The following is an 18,828-nucleotide window of genomic DNA, read 5'->3' on the forward strand; positions in this document are numbered from 1 at the left end:
TTATTCAATAAAAAAGCCCCAAAAGTTTTGGGGCTTTCTTTTATGTGAACGATGAACTATTTTATTTTGAATGTGAGCCTTCCAAAAATATGTCGGCCATTTGTGCCAAACTGTACGGATCGTCTGGAATAAATAAATCTACCATCCGATCTAAAGGCCGGATCATTTTCATCGGGATACACATCTAGGAGGTTATTGGCACCAATGGTAAGTCTTAGGTTACTTGAAAAATCATAGCCTACAGTAAGGTCGGTAATGATCTTTCCACCAAAGGTTGTATCAACCGTTGGGTCATCATTGTTGGTGGCCTCCTCTACTTCACCAAAGTACCCATTTCGCAAGAAAAAGCTCCAGTTTTCCCCAACCTTAAGGTTGTGGGATAGGTTCCCTTTTGTGGTTGGAACAGCACCTTCCAGATAAATTCTACTGGTGGGGTCAAAATAGGTGTCACTTAACCCTGCGTTGGCAATGGCCGTGGGGACCTTAATATTTTCTACACTGGTTTCAGAAAAAGTAAAGGCTAGTGTATTGGTCAAAGAGATGTCATCTGATAAGGTTACCTTATGGTCAACTACCAAATCCAATCCTTTGGTTTGGGTGTCCACAGAGTTGGCAAAGAAGGCCGCTTGCGTGGCATTGGCTTGTTGGAACAAATTGGCCAGCTCGGCGTTTCCATTGTCATCAAATTGCCCGGTTAAGATTACCCTGTCATCAATATTGATCAAATACCCGTCCAAGGTGATTTTAAGGTTGGCTGTGGGTATACGGGCCGTAAAACCCGCAGTTACCCCAAACGATGTCTCTTCTTTGAGGGGCTCAATACCCAACAGGCGGGCCACTCTGGAAGTATTTGGGAAAATACCTACCTCGTTGGGGATTCCATCAACAAATAAGGTGGAAGTGGAACTGTAATGGATTTGATGTAATGAGGGAGCCCTAAAACCAGTTTGAAGACCACCACGTATATTGAAATTCTCCGAAGCTTTGATTCTGGAAGCCAATTTAAAGTTCAAGGTTCCCCCAAAGTCGGAAAAGTTTTCATACCGAACAGCACCACTTACCAAAATTGATTCGGTGAAGTCGGCCTCAACATCAAAATACCCAGCAATGGTATTTCTAAACGCATCTACTTCATTGTCTGGCTTAAATCCAGGAAACACTTGAATGCCACCGGGTCTTGAACTCCCAAAAAAGTCTGCGGGCACCGAAGAGTCAGGGTCAAGAGGGTCATGAACGTTACCTTGGGTGTTGTATTGGGCATACGAAGCCTCTTCCCCAGCAACAATGGCATAATTTTCTACCCGATACTCCGCCCCGAACGCAATATTGAGCCCAGCCAGGATATCATCAAAAAACTGACTCATATCAAAATTGGTAGTATTCTCACTATAGTTAAAGCCACCTGAATCTGCCTCAAAAGGGGTGGAGTTGGCCAAGGATGCATTATTGGAATTGGTGATTCGGTACAAGAACTCATTTTTGCCATACGAATTGCTAAAATCCACATTCCAATCTCCCAACATGCCTTTGATGCCAAAAGCTGCTGATTGGTCCGTTATATTCGAATTGATTTCTGGTAAAAAGCCATTCAGATAAGCAGGTGTATAGGTTCTGGATTGGTTGGGCAAACGATAAAACCCAGCGGCAGACCCTGTTTTGAAACTAAGGCCGCCGAATCCATAAAGCTCCAGATTTTCTCCAAGCGGAATAGAAAGGTTGGCGAAGAATTGGGCGCCGCGTATTTCGGATTGCCCTACTTGCATATTAAAATCGCTACGTTGAAGCCCTCTTGCGGAAAGTTCTGATTCGGTAGCGTCTGCACTTAAAATACCTTGCAGTTCTTCTTTGGTCTCATCACCGTTTAGTGTAATTCCTGCTGATCCAGCATATTGAAAGATATCGGCAAGGTCATCATCCAACAGAAGGGAGATGTCATAATTATCGGCTTGAGCCACCCGTTCTATGCTATTGTAGGCATTAAAAATGGTTCCTTCCCATTCTTGCATGCGGTTGGTGGACCCCCGATAGTTGAAATTACCGGTAAAATTGATGAAACCACCTTCCTCGCCAATGGGTAGCCCATAGTTAAGTCCAAGGTTTATCTTTTCCCCATCCACTTTTTTGTCTGGGCCATGCTCACTCGTGAAGTTGGCACCAGTGGTTAGATCTACCTGTAGTTCGTTCACACTTTTTTTGAGCACAATGTTGATAACCCCGGCAATGGCATCTGACCCGTACTGGGCTGCGGCTCCGTCCCTTAAAATTTCTATCCTGGAAATGGAGTTCGAGGGGATTGTGGTCATATCGGTTCCCACACTACCACGACCAAAGGTTCCATTTACGTTTACCAATCCAGTTTTATGTCTTCTTTTTCCATTGATAAGCACCAGTACCTGATCAGGTCCAAGTCCGCGAAGGGCTGCGGGGGCAATATGGTCAGTTCCATCCGAAATACTTTGTGGGTTGGATGTGAAGGAGGGAGCGGCATAGTTAAGGATTTCGGTAACGGTTACCTGAGGTGCAGATTGTACTAGTTCGGTAACATCGAGTACATCTACCGGGACAGGCGTATCGGTTGCGGTTCGGTTAGCATTTCTAGAACCAACTACTACCACGTTTTCCAGTTCCAATCCAGCTTGTAGGGTTACATTTAGCAATGTACCACTTACTGTTCTTTCTTGGGTGTTGAAACCAACATAGGAAAATACCAACACATCACCGGAACTGGCCTCAATGGTATATTTTCCATCAAAATCGGTAATGGTACCGATGGTGGTTCCTTTCAATAAAATGGATACCCCGGGCAAGGGAATGTTTTGGTCATCGTAAACGGTTCCTGTAACCTCTTGGGCAATGGTTGTTAATGTAGCCAAGAGGGCCAGGAAAAAGGTTAGTTGTAACTTTTTCATGTTAGTAGATTTTAGTTAGATATTATTGTGGGGGCTGCTGAAATTCCTTAAAAATTTTGAAGGAATTATCCAGTAAGGTAACTGTTTTTTTTCAAACAGGGGTTGAATATCAGTGCATTGATGCAAAAAGAAAGGCCCAAAAGGGCCTTAAAATTGAGAAAAGGATTTCTCAAAATCATCTCTGAAAAGTCCTTTTCGAAAAGTTATTTTATACCAAACACCTATTTTGATAGTAGCTTAACCCGTATATTTTGCCAAGAGGGAATCTTCCGTTTTTTCAACTTTTAAAAGCCCATGTTTGCTCAGGTTTTTGGTGCTCTTGTCCCATTTTTTTCCACTAAGGCCAGCTTTCTCCTTAAGTTCGGACAAAGGCATTTCGCCTTGCGGTTTAAGAATGTCCAAAATAGCTTTTTCCTCTTCGGTAAGCTCCACTTTTTTCTTTTCAGGCCGCATTTGTGGGAAGAACAACACCTCTTGAATGGAAGAATTGTTGGTCATGAGCATCACCAAACGATCTATCCCGATCCCGATCCCGGAAGTAGGGGGCATACCGTATTCCAAGGCACGCAAGAAATCTTGATCAATGAACATGGCCTCATCATCCCCTTTTTCTGAAAGTTTTAGCTGTTCTTCAAAACGTTCCCGTTGATCAATGGGGTCGTTAAGTTCCGAGTAAGCATTTGCCAATTCTTTTCCGTTCACCATCAACTCAAAACGCTCGGTAAGCGCAGGGTTGTTTCGGTGCTCTTTGGTCAAGGGACTCATTTCCTTTGGATAATCCGTAATAAAGGTGGGTTGTATGTAATGGTGCTCACATTTTTCACCGAAGATTTCATCAATGAGTTTGCCCACACCCATGGTCTCGTCCACTTCAATGTCCAATTTTTTGGCCACTTCACGAAGTTCATCCTCGCCCATGCCCGCCACATCGTAGCCCGTATGGATTTTTATAGCCTCCAAAATGGGAACCCGTGGATAGGGGGCTTTGAACTCGATTTCGTGTTCACCTACTTTTACTTTGGAGCTTCCCGTGGCATCAACGGCCACTTTTTCCAATAGTTTTTCAGTGGTGTCCATCATCCAGTTATAGTCCTTATACGCCACGTAAAGCTCCATTACGGTAAACTCTGGATTATGGGTACGGTCCATTCCCTCGTTACGGAAGTCTTTTGAAAATTCGTAAACACCGTCAAACCCACCAACAATCAATCTTTTTAGATATAGCTCGTTGGCAATCCGTAGGTACAAAGGTATGTTCAATGCATTGTGATGCGTTAAGAACGGACGGGCTGCCGCTCCTCCTGGAATAGGTTGAAGAATCGGGGTTTCTACCTCCAGATATCCACGTTCGTTATAGAATTCACGGATACTGTTCGTAATCTTTGTTCTCTTGATAAACGTGTCCTTTACCTGCGGATTCACCACTAAATCCACATACCGTTGACGGTAGCGTAGTTCGGGGTCGTTAAAGGCATCATATACTTTTCCTTCCTCGTTCACTTTTGGCAGTGGCAATGGTCTTAACGCCTTACTAAGCAAACTGAAGTTTTTCACCATTACGGTTTTTTCGCCTACTTGAGTCTTAAAAAGTTCACCCTCAACCCCGATGATATCCCCAATGTCCAAAAGTTTTTTATAGACATCATTGTAAAGAGTCTTGTCGTCATCTGGACAAATTTCGTCCCTATTAAAGTATACTTGGATACGACCCTCACTATCTTGAAGTTCAGCAAAGGAGGCTTTTCCTTGGATTCTGCGCGACATCAATCTACCGGAAATCACTACTTTTTTTCCTTCTTCAAAATCGTTCTTGATACTCTTGGAAGTGGTATCAACAGGATACAATGCTGCAGGGTAGGGGTTGATTCCCATTTCCCTAAGTTTGGTCAATTTTTCCCTTCGAACGATTTCTTGTTCCGATAGTTGCATAGTCTATAAAAAATTAAAGCGCAAAATTACACTTTTGCGCTTTAATATTTGGCCTTGCCCTAGCCTTAATGTGCATAATTGGGGATATAAGCCTTGTTTAAGACAATTTGGGCAATGTCTTCTTCCAAGTTTTCAATGGGTCTTTCCACAATGCGGTTGACTTCTTTCCCATTTTTAAAGAAGATCATCGTAGGAACCTTTATAATGTTGAGTCCCTTTTCCTCACCCGTTGGACTTTTTTTGTAGTGCTCTTTCCTTCTGTCCAAAGCAATGATCTTTAATTGGTCCATGGGAAATTTGGCGGCTTCCAATATTTTTATGAACCTAGGGACCTCCCTTTTACTATCGCCGCACCAAGTGCCAAGGAACAATGTAACGTTGTAATCTTTCAATTTTTTTCTAAAGAGATGTACCAAGGTAGGGTCTACGGTGTAGTTTTGATATCCTTGCAGGTACCATGATTGGTAGGGAAGAGCTTCCAGATTTTTTAAATTGATTTCTCCTATTAAAAACCGGTTGCCGTTTTCCAAAATAATTTCTTGATGGTACGCCTGTGAAAGGCCTCGACCGGTGCATAGCATCAGCAGGACTGTAAAAATGATGGATTTCATGATTTTTCGATGTTTGGATTAGAATCGAAAATTGCATGAAAACTGGGTTTTATACTGATTTTCTTGGTTGGAAATAGGGACTAGACCCCCGGTTGATTTTTTGTTTGTAAAGTGATACGATTTCTTCACGTGAAGAAACCCCCAGCTTTTTGTAGAGATTGTTGATGTGCGTTTTTACGGTACTTAAACTAATGAATAGTTCAGCTGCTATTTCCTTGTTGCTCATATCTTGTAGAATATAATCCACAATATTTCGCTCTTGGGGGGTAAGCTGTTGCAAATTGGAGCGCACATTGGCCTGTAGTTTAATTTTTCGGGTGGCCAAAAAGTACATGTTGGCCAGTATGGACAGAATCAATAAGATTTGCAAAATCCATTTCCACTGCCAAAAGCTGGATGCACCGGTGTTTGCCAATTGTTGGTCCAACCCGATTTCTGTGCGAAATTCCTCGGTGAAGCTTGTATTGGGATAGGTAGACTGTAATCGGTGGGAAAGGCCTTGGTAATACGGATTGGTCTGCAGGTCTTTGAGGTAATAACGATAGGTTTCACTCCTTTTGTCCGATAAAAAATCATAGATATAAAGCTCTACCAAAGGCTCTCCGGAATTTTGTCCAAAATCTTGCAGGGTAGAAAACCATTTTTTTTCATTTAGGGCCCTATTGGCATCACTGGGATACTCCATAAAATTATAGGCCATTTCCTCTTTCAGGGCATTAACTTGCAATAACAGATCCGATTTTGGATTGGTGGAAGTGACCGAGCAGAGTGCTTGGTCATCAAATGAGGTTGGAAAATAAAGCGTATCCCTGTTGTGGCCTATAAAAACAATACTTTGACTGTTGCTGCATTGTCCCAGAAAATGACGGGCTTCATCATCATTGGAGCAATTGTCCAGATGAATTCTATACATTCTGTTTTTATCTGGAAGATGGTTTCCGCTGAACCGAAAATTACCCAATGAGTCCACTTGGGTTTTTGCGATAATCTGGTTTACATAAATGCGGGATGCCTTTCGGTAGTCTTCTATCAAGGATAGGTAGATGTTCTGTCCTGGTTGGGCTTGCACTACTTTTCCCGAAAAGTGGTACTGTCCAAATAGTAAATTGGAACCCATCAGAAGTAAGGAAAAGACAAAAAACCGCATATTAAAATCAATAAACCTCAAAAATACAGGTTTTTATGTAACAAATGTTTTGATCTGTATACTAATAAGTATCATCAATCAAAATTTATACCATGAGTTTTTGGAGAGTGTTGTTGGCCATTCTTTTTCCACCCCTTTCGGTAATCGGAAAAGGTTGCGGCTCTTTTTTTATTGTGCTACTTTTGACGTTTTGTGGCTGGGTGCCCGGAGTTATAGGAGCCCTTGTCATTTTAAACAATACGAACTGAAAAGTATGAAAAACATTAAAGTTTTTATTTGCGCGCTGGCAGCTCTGGTTGCCTATTCCTGTAATTTTACTGAAGAAATCCATTTTGAAGAGGATGGTTCTGGAAAAATGTCCATCAACTTTGACGGTTCCGAACTCATGCAAATGGCAGGGGATGAAATGGCGAAGACCAATGAAAAACCTGTCGATAGTATTATTTCGTTCAAAGAATTATTGGAAGAAAAGCACGACAGTATAGCTGAGCTTACCCCGGAAGAGCAGGCCAAACTAAGGCGTTTGGAACACTTTAACCTGCATATGGTCATGAATGCTGAGGAAAAAATCATGAAGTTTGACCTTTTCAGTGAATTCAAAGATGTAAGTCAGGTGAATGACGCTTTCAATACTTTTCGGGAAGCGGGTATGATGAATGCCGGAAAGGGTCAGGAACAAGCTCCAATGGCAGGTTCTGACCAAGCCACAGAAGTCAATTACACCTTTAATGGAAACACCTTTTCCCGTAAGGCAACAATTATCGATGAAGAGTTGTTCCAGCAGAGTTTGGATAGTTTGACTGGGGCAGAGATGTTCCTTTCAGGGTCTACCTATACTATTAAATATCATTTCCCCAAAAAAGTAAAGTCAACCAATTTGGAAGAGGCTACGTTTAGTGCCGATGGAAAAACACTCATCTACGAAATGTCGTTTTTAGACCTGATGAAGGACCCGACTGCTTTGGACCTTCAGGTAGAGCTGGAAAAATAGATTTCCACCCCAAGCCTTCGTATCTTTGCAGCATGAACAAAAAAGTAAAGGTTCAGGACCTTGGACATAAGGATTACAAGGAAACGTGGGACTATCAAGAAACGCTTTTCAAGGATATAGTTGACCTAAAGGTCAAGAATAGAAGGGAAGGTGCCAACGTGGATACCCCCAACCATTTTTTGTTTGTGGAACACCCCCATGTCTATACCTTGGGCAAAAGCGGGGACATGGACAATCTGTTGGTGGATGAACAAGTGCTGAAAACAAAGGGGGCCACTTTTTATAAGATCAATAGGGGTGGAGATATTACCTATCACGGCCCTGGACAAGTAGTGGGCTACCCCATTCTGGATTTGGACAATTTTTTTACGGACATCCACAAATACCTTCGGTTTTTGGAAGAAATGGTGATTTTGACATTGGCCGAATATGGCCTAAAAGCCGAACGCTCTGAAGGGGAAACCGGTGTTTGGTTGGATGTGGGTACTCCCTTTGCCCGAAAGATATGTGCCATGGGCGTACGGGCCAGTAGATGGGTAACCATGCACGGCTTTGCCCTGAACGTCAATACGGACTTGGGGTACTTTGACCTAATGATTCCCTGTGGGATAAAGGATAAGGCTGTAACTTCCCTTAATGTGGAATTGGGTAAAAAGGAAGTGGATATGGAAGAGGTGAAGCAAAGACTCCTACATCATTTCCAGATACTTTTTGAGGCCGAATTGGAATCTACAAAAAGCTCGGTATAGATTTTACGGATGCCTTTTCATTATCCGTCAATTAAAGTTGGCCATTCGTCAATTGGGTCATGGATTTTCATAGAACTTCATTTAGCTTGACCATCAGTAGTGAAAATTGAGTAATGGATGTCAAAGTTGATTTAACCCTCACCAAGCAAAATAGGCAAATAAATGACCTTTGGAATCGCTTGGAAGGTTTAGGTTGGAGAATTGTTGATGAAGTTGAAAGGGAATTCAAAGGAAAGCCAAAATGGCGGACAAAAGATGAAACCCCGAATTTAATTTATTCATGGTCAATTCGAAGAAATCCCAGTTATAATTCAATTTGGTTGGATTTTATTGCATGGTGGAATTATAGGACCTATGAAATTGATATCCACGATTGTTCGCATTGTCAAATTAGAGGGCAAGGGATTCAATTGGATTTTGCCAAGGACAAAAGTTTAGGGAATGATAGAGGAATGCTAGATTGGAAAAATAAATTGGATGATTTTCTTAATCGCTTAAATGAAATTGAAGTACAGTATATGAAACCATAGTTCTTTTAAACTGAAAAAACCGGGGAATGACCCCGGTTTTGTGCTCATCCGCTTAAGCTGGTCATAAGCTGTATGCTGTTAGTACAGAACTGGCCATTAATTTACCACTTTTATTATAGGATTCCTGTTTTACCATCCCTATGCCTTCGGCGATCCATACCCTTGAGGGCATGGTCTGGTTGGCCATTATCATTTTGGTACGTGTCTCACTGTAGATGACCAGACAGTTTTTAAATGTGCCGGCCGGAGTGGTCACTGTTTCTATTTTTTCCACTTTTCGGTTGATGGTCTCCACATTCATGTTCATGTTCATGGCGCCGCCCATTTTCATCTGTACGGTAACATTGCCATCCGGAAGTTCCTGTCCCACACCAAGATTACTGGGCAGTTCTATATCTGTTCCAGAGACTTCCACTTCCATTTCGCCCAATTGGTTCAGCATTTGTTCGTTCATCAATGACTTAAAGTCAATTTTCACCTTATCCCCATCGCAGGTAACATTGTATTCAGAATCGTAGGTGTTGCCCTTTTGGTCCTCCAATTGCATGACCATGGTTGCGGTAACATTGTCTCCCGACCCGTTTACATTGGTAACCTTGTAATTGATTTTTCCTTCTTCCTTTCCTTTTTTGTCGTAGCTGGTATACTCAAAGTTTGCGCCATCCACCAAAGGATAATAGTGGCTGCAGTTTGATTGCCCCAATACAATGCCCATGGAGAACATTGCGGTGAGGAATGCAAAAAAATAGTGTTTCATGATGTTGTGTTCTTATTGTTTTATGAATTCAACTCTTCTGTTCTGCGCCTTCCCATCCGGAGTGTTGTTATCTCCTACGGGCTCACTTTCCCCTTTTCCTTCCGAAGTCAATCGGTCTGCGGATACCCCATAGACAGATATCAGGGTGTTTCTTACAGCTTCGGCCCTGTTCTTGGATAGTGTTAAATTGCTTTCATCTGTGCCATCAGAATCTGTATGGCCCACAATTTTTAGTTTCATGGAAGCTTCTTGGGCCAATACTTGCGATATCTGACGAATGATGCCCATGGATTGGGGTTGAATGTTTGCAGACCCTACATCAAACAGGATGCCATTGGTTGAAACCTTGCCATCTGAAAGAAGTTTTCTGCGAAGATCCACCCCTCCTTCGGCCACTTTAAGGTTGGAAATAAAGATTTTTTCCTTTCCATCTTTAAGACCGTTGACATTAAATTTAAGGGTGGTCAACTTATTCTCTGGCACCAAACGGGGAATGTCCACATATTTTTCTTCATTTACCCAAAGTCGGAAGCGGGCCTTGTTCACGGCTATGGAAATATGGGGTTGGTTCAGTACAGCCTGTCTTATGTCCGCCCTTACTTCACTATTAATTGTCGTTCCTTCATTGTAGATATAGTTTTTTGCATGTATTCCAAATGCGGCATATTGGCCTACAGGAAGCCAGGCCTCAACATAATGGTTGCCGGCCTTAAAATTTTCATCATCGCTCAAAGAAATCTCTATTCCTGCCGTGGATGATGTCTGGTTGTCCATGCCGTGGGTCAACAAGTCGAACTCAATGGTGTATTCCTCGGGGAGGTTGGGCATATTGGGAATGTAGTGAATGCCGTATCCGGGAATGAGTTCCATCCAGCGTTGTGGAGAATTGTCTATGGTAACCACTTCGCCGCTACCATTGGTGTTCCATTTAGAGGGAAAATCGCCAATGAAATCCTTGGAGAAGTCGTCAAAGAACATGAGTTTGTCACCGGGAACATAATCGAACTTACTGTAAACGATAATGTTTTTGGTCTGTGGTGCTTGTGATGGACTAGTGTTGGTATTGCTTCCCGAATTGCTGTCTGTACTCGAGGGGGTGTTTCCAGTTTGGGGATTACCAGGTGCTTGATTTCCGCCAGAACCCGGTTCCAGAATACTGTCCAGTGCTTGATCGGTCTTTTCGCTGGTTTCTTTTTCCACCCTTCGTTCAATGGTGCGCTGTGCGGCTTTTTCAGCTTTCTTACCCAATTTTTTCAAAAATTGGGCATTCATGCTTGAGCCAATCATCAGTGCAATCAACAAACTGAGGATGGTTTTGCTTGAGGTTTTCATTATAGTGTTTTAGTTAAGGTTTTTGAGCAAAATAATGCTATCCAAGATACTAAAAAAGCATTCTCTGGAAGGGTGAAAATGTGTAATTTGTCTAAACTAATGTATAAGCCGTAGTGAAGTTATTGTTAATTCATTTTATACACAATGAGCGAGTTTTCTTGGTCCTTGGCCACCAATTCCAATTTTTTGTCATTGTCCATATCGGTAAGGTCAATAAGGGAATTGCCAAAGACTGGGAAATTGGGAATGGGTTTTGCTTGGCTATCAAATAAATATATTTTTTGGCTTTGTATATCGGTGACACTCACATAGATTTTGTCATGGATGTAGAAAATTTTGGGTTTGGAGTACACCCCCAAATCCAGCTCCACTTTTTTTCCTTTAATGCTGAGTACATTATCGTCCATGAACACCAAAGTGTTGCTTGTTGCATACATGCCATGGTCTTTGTTCAGATTAAAATTGGTGGCGGTTAGCTTTCCATTGGTGTCTATTTGGTGGAGCACCCCTTTTTTGTTGGTCATGGAAATCTTGTTCTTATAAAGGAATGCTTCATTGTTGGAGAAATCTATCTTTTCGGCCACTTTTATCCGGTCTTTCCCGGTACGGTGCAAAATTTTAAGGGTTTGGTCCTCTAACTGAAATACCAAGTAATCCCTATTGGATACCCTAAAATGTTTTGGAGCTGTAATGATGGGACTGGTTGCTTCGGTAAAGGTAAAGCCACCCACAATTTTTGCCTTGTTGTTGTACATATGGACTTTTCTTCCTTGGGTGATCACAAACCGATAGTCTTTTTTTCCATCATAATCGAAAACGGCCAGGGGATTTAGGTTGCCGCCTTCAAAATCTATTTTGAATGGAGGTACATCTTTACCGTTACGATCAATGATCATAAACTGGTTGCTTGTGCAAAAGGCCAATTGGAGTCGACCGTTCTTGTAAATATCCACTTGTTGAATAGGGCCGCGAATCCTACTGTCCAGCTGTTTGGTCCAAAGCACTTTTCCTTCCGTGGAAATCAGATACAACACATTGTTTTGGTCCTGCACCACAATTTCCTGCTTATTGGTCCTATGGTTTTTCACAAATTGGGGATCTATGGCAAGGTCTGTATCAAGTTCAAGCGTAAAAAGAGGGGTAACTGTATTGCTGGTGACGGTTTTCCCTACTTTGGAAATCAATATGTTGAAATGTGCAAAATCACTGTCCGCCACTAGCTGGGTGGCAAAGGTAAATTCGTCTAAATCCGTTTTTTGGATAGGACCGGAAAGTTTGGTCGCTAATTCCTTATCGGCAAAAAAAACGATTCCATCACCACCTGAAATAAAAAGTACGCTGGACTCACTGGCCAATGGCGTCTTTGCAGTTTGGTAGACAGGGCTGTTGCTGAACGATGTGCCACTGCTATGATTGTTGATGATGGTCTGCAATGCCTCTTTGTCCTCGGAAAAAATAAAGCTGTTTTCCAGAATGGTGCAAAAATTGGAATCAAAATCCGATACCAAGGGAGCAAACCCTTCGGACAGAAGATTTTTATTTTGCAGTTCGATGATTTCACTGCCCTGATACGTTTGGGCCGAAGCTTTGTCCCTTTCCAAGAACTCGGTGAGACTTTCGGTGCCAAAGGAGTTGAGTAGCACCACTTTTCGATTGTTCAAATAAATTACGCCCACTTCTTCAATGGTGTTAAAGAGAGAGTCCACAGGCTTTGTTCTATCGAGATAGGTGTTTTGGTTCTTGGCAAAAACCTGATAATCATCAAAAGTATAGGACAGTATGGCTTGTGCATTCAATGGTGCAAAAAGAGGGGTTTTATTGGCCAATGGTGCTGTTCCTTTAAATAAATTGATGAAATTTTTGGTAGAATCGGGGGCCATGGCAATACCATTAAGGTTTACCTCGTCCGAGTTGGCGGTAAAGTCGAGCGATACCCATTCCGAAAAGGGCTTTGAAGCTTTATTTCCATTCTTTAGGGACAAAAGCGAAGGGTTTTCGTCCAGATTTATGAACAATGTAGCCGACTTATTGATCGCTGATGTCGCATACAATTTCTCAAGGGTAGGGTTTACGGGATTTTCGTTCTTGGCCCGTACCATGTTTTCCATAAGCATTTGCGAGGAGCAGAGAGCCATTTTACCATCGCTGACCATGGCAAAGACTGTATAATCATCCAAGCTGTATTTGGTAATGTCCTTGCCTTCGTAGGATAGGGTCTCAATGGTTTTGTTGGCCGCTTCATCCACGTTAAAGAAATTAGGGCTGTTTTCAGCAAACAGCACAAAATCATAATTATCCTTGCCCACTTCATAAAATGCAAGAATACAAGGTTGGTCCGTGGAAACATATTTCATCCCTTCCATTTGGCCCAAGAGTTCCTTATAAACAGAGAATCCGTTGGTTTTTCCCAAAAAGGAATTGTTCTTTAGTTCGCTTTTAAAATTGGAAAGATTACTGACTTTAATAATTAAAGCTGGATTGGGAGGAAGGTGGCCCAATAATGATTCTTTGGTCTTCACCTCAGTTTTGCAGGATAGGATAAAAAAAGGGAGCAAGCAAATAAGTACCTTAAGTCTCATTTTTGAAGTTTAAAACAAAGTTAGGATTTTTAAATATCCAGCGTTAATTGTTCTGGAAGCTGTCTGAAGCTTTTTCTGTGATATTTTGTCAAACCGTATTTTTTTATGGCTTCCCGATGTTCCTTGGTCGGATAGCCCTTGTTCTTTTTCCAATTGTACATAGGGAATTCTTCATGTATGGCGGCCATATACGCATCCCTGTAAGTTTTGGCCAATATAGATGCAGCTGCAATGCTCATGAATTTTCCATCACCTTTAATGATGCACTCATGTGAAATGGATGGGTAGGGTTTGAAACGATTTCCATCCACCAAAATAAAATCGGGTTTATGGCGCATACCATCTAAAGCTCGGTGCATGGCCAAAAAAGAAGCATTGAGGATATTGATCTCATCAATCTCATCTTGAAAAACATGGCAAACAGAAAAAGACACTGCTTCTTTTTCCAAAATGGGCCTTAGGATATCCCTTTTGGCCTCGGAGAGCTGTTTGGAGTCGTTCAGGAGGGTATTCTTAAAATCATCAGGTAGAATAATGGCGGCTGCGGTTACCGGTCCAGCCAAGCAGCCTCGTCCTGCCTCATCGGTTCCAGCTTCATTGGGATACTTATATAGGGTTTTAAGCATGTTACTCAATATATGGGAAAGATAATAGCTTGGGAGGGTAATGCCAAATTTTGGCTGTTAACCCACTCTCCAGCATCTGCCACAACCAAACTTTTCACATTTCTTTAGAAACAAAACGTATACCTTTGCCAGACCAAAACCATGGAATGAGATTTCTATTTTTTGCACTGCTCTTTTTTTTGGGACAAGCTCTCTTTGCACAACAGGACTCATTGCCTCCACAGAAAGAAGCGGATTCCTTGAGGATTGTCAAGAAAGATTCTTTGGAACTACAAAAAGTGGATTCGTTGAAGGTAACGGAAATGGATTCCCTAAAGATAAAACCAAAAGATTCGATAAAGCCTTCAGGAATTGATAAGCGGGAGAGGTTTGTTAGGATGCAAAAGAAGATTGAAGAGGAAGATTCGGTTTTCATTGAAGACTATAAAATTATATCTTATCTAAGGGATACTACCTTTTTAGATACTACACTTACCATAAATAAGGAGTACAAATACAATTATATCCGCCAAGACGATTTTGAGTTGATGCCCTTTTCCAATATGGGACAACCCTATAATGTACTAGGCAGAACTTTTACGGAAAACCCATATTATCCCCGTTTGGGGGCAACGGCCAAACACGCCCGGTACTTTGAGGTAGAGGACATTATGTATTACCATGTTCCTACCCCAATGACAGAACTGATGTTTAAAACCTCCATGGAGCAGGGACAATTTTTGGACGCCTTGCTAACATTCAATCTGTCCAAGAGGTTTAATGCCTCCTTGGCCTATAATGGATTTAGGTCTCTAGGGAAGTATAGATTTGATCAGGCCCAATCAGGAAATTTCAGGGCTACTTTTAATTATACTACCCAGAACGCTAGATATGGGTTGCGAGGTCATATTGCAGCGCAGGAAATAGAGGCGGATGAAAATGGAGGCCTATTGAACAGGGAACAGTTTGAAGGGGAGCTGGACGATTTTCAGGATAGGTCAAAAATAGATGTCAGGTACACGAATGCAGGTAATAGGATTTTAGGGAAACGGTATTTCTTTGACCATAGGTACAAATTGGTGAACAGTCCAAAGGATTCTCTTGACAAGGACCCAACAACACTTACCATTGGCCATGAATTTACATACGAAACAAAATTGTTCGACTTTAACCAATCGGCCCAGAATGATGCCTTTGGGGATGACCCATTTTTAGTGCCCATTGAGGACAGGGCCAGGTTGAAGACCATGTTCAATAAAGGTAGTGTGGAATTCTCTAATAGAACTTTGGGAAAACTCACAGGAAGCGCAAGTCTATATAACTACAACTATTACTTCAATAGTGTTTTGATCACGGAAGAAGGAACCATTCAGAATAAACTGGACGGACAGGAAATAACGGTTGGAGGAGCGTATTACAAAAGAATTGGACCGCTGTCGTTAAAAGGAGAGTTGGATTATACTGTAGCAGGTGATCTTACAGGCAACAGATTGAATGCCATGGTGGATTATAAATTGAACGAGAGCACTTCAATTATGGGAGGCATCCATATTTCATCCCGAATGCCAGATTTTAATTATCTGTTGTACCAAAGTGATTACAGAAACTACAATTGGCAGAATACAGATACTTTTGAAAAGCAACAAGTGAAAAGCATAAAGGCAGGTTTCAATTCAAAACTATTGGGTAGACTGGAAGGGGAGTACAGTATGATGGACAACTATACCTACTTTGCATCTACCGCTACGCAAGAACAGATTGATAATGGTCAGGGAACTGCTTTTGTGAAACCCTTTCAAGAGTCCTCAACCATAAACCATTTAAGGGCAAAGTACACCAAGGAGTTTAAATGGAGGAAATGGGCATTGGCCAATACGATATTGTACCAAGAGGTCACACAAGACAGTCAAGTACTGAATCTTCCCCAATTGGTCACTAGAAATTCCTTGTATTTTTCGAGTAATGTATTTAAAAAAGCCATGTTTCTACAGACCGGGGTAACCTTTAAGTACTTTACTTCTTATAATATGAATGCATACAACCCATTGCTGGGTGAATTTTACATTCAGAACAATGAAGAATTGGGAGGATATCCGTTGCTTGATCTATTTATTAATGCCAAGGTCAGGCAAACACGAATATATTTAAAGGCGGAGCACCTTAATTCCATCTTTTCAGAGCCCAATTATTATTCGGCGCCTAACTATCCATACCGAGACTTTGTTATCCGTTTCGGATTGGTTTGGAACTTCTTTTCATAAAAGAAAAAATAATTTTCAGGGAGGGTCTCTGAAAAACAGCAGCTTACATTTTTAACGCATTTTTTTGAAAAAAAATACAGCAAAACATTTTGCGGAGAAGAAATAACCTTCTTATATTTGCACCCGCTTAGCTGATAAGGCAAGGCGCTTCGGGAGGGCCGAGAGGTGTTTTTCCCGGGGAAAAAAGAGTGAAGAAGTTCATATACATATTGTAACGACAGCGTAAAGAGAATAAGAACCATTTTGATGCGGGGACTCTGGTTTCCGGGTGTCGGACAGACATTCAAGGAAATACAATGAAGAGTTTGATCCTGGCTCAGGATGAACGCTAGCGGCAGGCCTAACACATGCAAGTCGAGGGGCAGCGGGGAAAAGCTTGCTTTTTTGCCGGCGACCGGCGCACGGGTGCGGAACGCGTATGGAACCTGCCCCTGTCAGGGGAATAGCCCAGGGAAACTTGGATTAATGCCCCATGGTACCGCGATATCGCATGATATTGTGGTTAAAGATTTATCGGACAGGGATGGCCATGCGTACCATTAGCTTGATGGTGGGGTAACGGCCCACCATGGCAACGATGGTTAGGGGCCCTGAGAGGGGGATCCCCCACACTGGTACTGAGACACGGACCAGACTCCTACGGGAGGCAGCAGTGAGGAATATTGGACAATGGTCGGGAGACTGATCCAGCCATGCCGCGTGCAGGATGACTGCCCTATGGGTTGTAAACTGCTTTTATACGGGAAGAAACGCACCTACGTGTAGGTGTCTGACGGTACCGTAAGAATAAGGACCGGCTAACTCCGTGCCAGCAGCCGCGGTAATACGGAGGGTCCGAGCGTTATCCGGAATCATTGGGTTTAAAGGGTCCGTAGGCGGGCCGTTAAGTCAGGGGTGAAAGTCTGCGGCTCAACCGTAGAATTGCCTTTGATACTGGCGGTCTTGAGTCATGGTGGGGTTGCCGGAACATGTGGTGTAGCGGTGAAATGCATAGATATCACATAGAACACCGATCGCGAAGGCAGGTGACCAACCATGTACTGACGCTGATGGACGAAAGCGTGGGTAGCGAACGGGATTAGATACCCCGGTAGTCCACGCCGTAAACGATGGATACTAGCTGTGGGGACTTCGGTCTCCGTGGCCAAGCGAAAGTGATAAGTATCCCACCTGGGGAGTACGTTCGCAAGAATGAAACTCAAAGGAATTGACGGGGGCCCGCACAAGCGGTGGAGCATGTGGTTTAATTCGATGATACGCGAGGAACCTTACCAGGGCTTAAATGCAGGCTGCATGGGGTAGAGATACCCCTTTCTTCGGACTGCCTGCAAGGTGCTGCATGGTTGTCGTCAGCTCGTGCCGTGAGGTGTCAGGTTAAGTCCTATAACGAGCGCAACCCCTACCGTTAGTTGCCAGCATGTCAAGATGGGGACTCTAACGGGACTGCCGGTGCAAACCGTGAGGAAGGTGGGGACGACGTCAAATCATCACGGCCCTTACGTCCTGGGCCACACACGTGCTACAATGGCCGGTACAGAGGGAAGCCACCCCGCAAGGGGGCGCGGATCTATAAAACCGGTCACAGTTCGGATCGGGGTCTGCAACTCGACCCCGTGAAGCTGGAATCGCTAGTAATCGGATATCAGCCATGATCCGGTGAATACGTTCCCGGGCCTTGTACACACCGCCCGTCAAGCCATGGAAGCCGGGAGTGCCTGAAGTCCGTCACCGAGAGGAGCGGCCTAGGGCAAAATCGGTAACTAGGGCTAAGTCGTAACAAGGTAGCCGTACCGGAAGGTGCGGCTGGAACACCTCCTTTCTAGAGAAAGAGATGCCCGGAAGTTACGGGTCCCGCACGAGGTGGTCCTAAAGATCTTTGTGCTGTCGTTTATGATATGTTTTTTTGATATAAGGCAATTTTAGGCCAAGACAGTCTCATAGCTCAGCTGGTTAGAGCGCTACACTGATAATGTAGAGGTCGGCAGTTCGAGTCTGCCTGAGACTACGAAAGCGGCGAAGCCGCAAGTTGAAAGTTATAAGTGAAAAGTTGAAAGTTCACGAATGGCTTAAGTTCATTGAGTATTGAAATCAGGAAATTCTAGGTGTTGGGTTACCGTTATGTAGTACTGTTAACTGATAACTGTTAACTGACCACTGATAATGGGGGATTAGCTCAGCTGGCTAGAGCGCCTGCCTTGCACGCAGGAGGTCATCGGTTCGACTCCGATATTCTCCACCACGGCAAGTGTCGTCCACGGTGATTTTTATTGCCGGTGGCGGCCCGCCACAAGTTCATTGACATATTGGGACGGAGCGTGATGGTTTATACCATCATGGCGAAGTCAAAAGAAGAAACACGAAGTAGAATAGAATATATAAGGATTACGAGAGGGCATATGTACTTTAGGTACATGATGCGACAAGCAAA

At 43.0% G+C, this 18,828-nt stretch carries 13 protein-coding genes, 2 tRNA genes and 2 rRNA genes (1 of these 17 cut by a window edge); 9 read left to right on the forward strand and 8 right to left on the reverse strand.

Annotated elements, in window-relative coordinates; genetic code table 11:
- Positions 1-56 precede the first annotated feature (56 nt).
- The 4 genes from ACP14V_RS03110 to ACP14V_RS03125 all read right to left on the reverse strand — a co-directional run bounded on the left by ACP14V_RS03110 (position 57) and on the right by ACP14V_RS03125 (position 6,617).
- Complete coding sequence (locus ACP14V_RS03110) at positions 57-2,909, reverse strand: TonB-dependent receptor (RefSeq protein WP_272610678.1); 2,853 nt, start codon at positions 2,907-2,909, stop codon at positions 57-59.
- 237 nt (positions 2,910-3,146) lie between these two features.
- Positions 3,147-4,838 carry a lysine--tRNA ligase gene (gene lysS, locus ACP14V_RS03115; RefSeq protein WP_272610677.1) on the reverse strand — a complete coding sequence of 564 codons (1,692 nt, stop codon included), beginning with the start codon at positions 4,836-4,838 and terminating at the stop codon, positions 3,147-3,149.
- A gap of 65 nt (positions 4,839-4,903) precedes the next feature.
- A complete protein-coding gene (locus ACP14V_RS03120) occupies positions 4,904-5,449 on the reverse strand; it encodes a thioredoxin family protein (protein WP_136567372.1) in 546 nt (181 codons plus the stop codon).
- A gap of 49 nt (positions 5,450-5,498) precedes the next feature.
- Positions 5,499-6,617, reverse strand: coding sequence for a response regulator transcription factor (locus tag ACP14V_RS03125; protein WP_272610676.1), 1,119 nt, complete (start codon positions 6,615-6,617; stop codon positions 5,499-5,501).
- Positions 6,618-6,688: 71 nt separating this feature from the next.
- Between ACP14V_RS03125 and ACP14V_RS03130 the strand changes: the two genes are divergently transcribed.
- From ACP14V_RS03130 to ACP14V_RS03145, 4 genes are all read left to right on the forward strand, one after another.
- Entirely contained in the window at positions 6,689-6,844 is a 156-nt protein-coding gene (locus tag ACP14V_RS03130; protein ID WP_073177245.1) for a YqaE/Pmp3 family membrane protein, read from the forward strand.
- 5 nt (positions 6,845-6,849) lie between these two features.
- Entirely contained in the window at positions 6,850-7,587 is a 738-nt protein-coding gene (locus tag ACP14V_RS03135; protein WP_272610675.1) for a hypothetical protein, read from the forward strand.
- Positions 7,588-7,619: 32 nt separating this feature from the next.
- Positions 7,620-8,336, forward strand: coding sequence for a lipoyl(octanoyl) transferase LipB (lipB, locus tag ACP14V_RS03140; RefSeq protein WP_272610674.1), 717 nt, complete (start codon positions 7,620-7,622; stop codon positions 8,334-8,336).
- A 179-nt stretch (positions 8,337-8,515) separates the two neighbouring features.
- Positions 8,516-8,866 (forward strand): hypothetical protein, encoded by a 351-nt coding sequence (locus ACP14V_RS03145; protein ID WP_424987824.1) that lies wholly within the window; start codon positions 8,516-8,518, stop codon positions 8,864-8,866.
- Between the two features lie 61 nt (positions 8,867-8,927).
- Here ACP14V_RS03145 and ACP14V_RS03150 read toward each other — a convergent pair whose 3' ends face one another.
- The 4 genes from ACP14V_RS03150 to ACP14V_RS03165 all read right to left on the reverse strand — a co-directional run bounded on the left by ACP14V_RS03150 (position 8,928) and on the right by ACP14V_RS03165 (position 14,160).
- Positions 8,928-9,623, reverse strand: a complete 696-nt coding sequence (locus ACP14V_RS03150) for a hypothetical protein (protein ID WP_272610671.1) — start codon at positions 9,621-9,623, stop codon at positions 8,928-8,930.
- Positions 9,624-9,635: 12 nt separating this feature from the next.
- Positions 9,636-10,955 carry an OmpA family protein gene (locus ACP14V_RS03155; protein WP_272610669.1) on the reverse strand — a complete coding sequence of 440 codons (1,320 nt, stop codon included), beginning with the start codon at positions 10,953-10,955 and terminating at the stop codon, positions 9,636-9,638.
- A gap of 125 nt (positions 10,956-11,080) precedes the next feature.
- Entirely contained in the window at positions 11,081-13,534 is a 2,454-nt protein-coding gene (locus ACP14V_RS03160; RefSeq protein WP_272610668.1) for a ribonuclease HII, read from the reverse strand.
- Between the two features lie 29 nt (positions 13,535-13,563).
- Complete coding sequence (locus ACP14V_RS03165; RefSeq protein ID WP_272610666.1) at positions 13,564-14,160, reverse strand: ribonuclease HII; 597 nt, start codon at positions 14,158-14,160, stop codon at positions 13,564-13,566.
- A gap of 146 nt (positions 14,161-14,306) precedes the next feature.
- On the opposite strand from ACP14V_RS03165, the gene ACP14V_RS03170 reads away from it, so the two are divergent.
- From ACP14V_RS03170 to ACP14V_RS03190, 5 genes are all read left to right on the forward strand, one after another.
- Complete coding sequence (locus ACP14V_RS03170; RefSeq protein ID WP_272610665.1) at positions 14,307-16,400, forward strand: putative porin; 2,094 nt, start codon at positions 14,307-14,309, stop codon at positions 16,398-16,400.
- Positions 16,401-16,693: 293 nt separating this feature from the next.
- A 16S ribosomal RNA gene (locus ACP14V_RS03175) occupies positions 16,694-18,219 on the forward strand.
- A 112-nt stretch (positions 18,220-18,331) separates the two neighbouring features.
- A tRNA-Ile gene (locus ACP14V_RS03180) sits at positions 18,332-18,405 on the forward strand.
- Positions 18,406-18,562: 157 nt separating this feature from the next.
- Positions 18,563-18,639, forward strand: a tRNA-Ala gene (locus tag ACP14V_RS03185).
- 178 nt (positions 18,640-18,817) lie between these two features.
- Positions 18,818-18,828, forward strand: a 23S ribosomal RNA gene (locus tag ACP14V_RS03190) (it continues 2,805 nt past the right edge of the window).
- Together the 16S and 23S rRNA genes with 2 tRNA genes alongside form the textbook arrangement of a ribosomal RNA operon.

This window comes from Flagellimonas alvinocaridis (assembly GCF_965248585.1).
GTDB classification, from domain to species: Bacteria; Bacteroidota; Bacteroidia; order Flavobacteriales; family Flavobacteriaceae; genus Flagellimonas; species Flagellimonas alvinocaridis.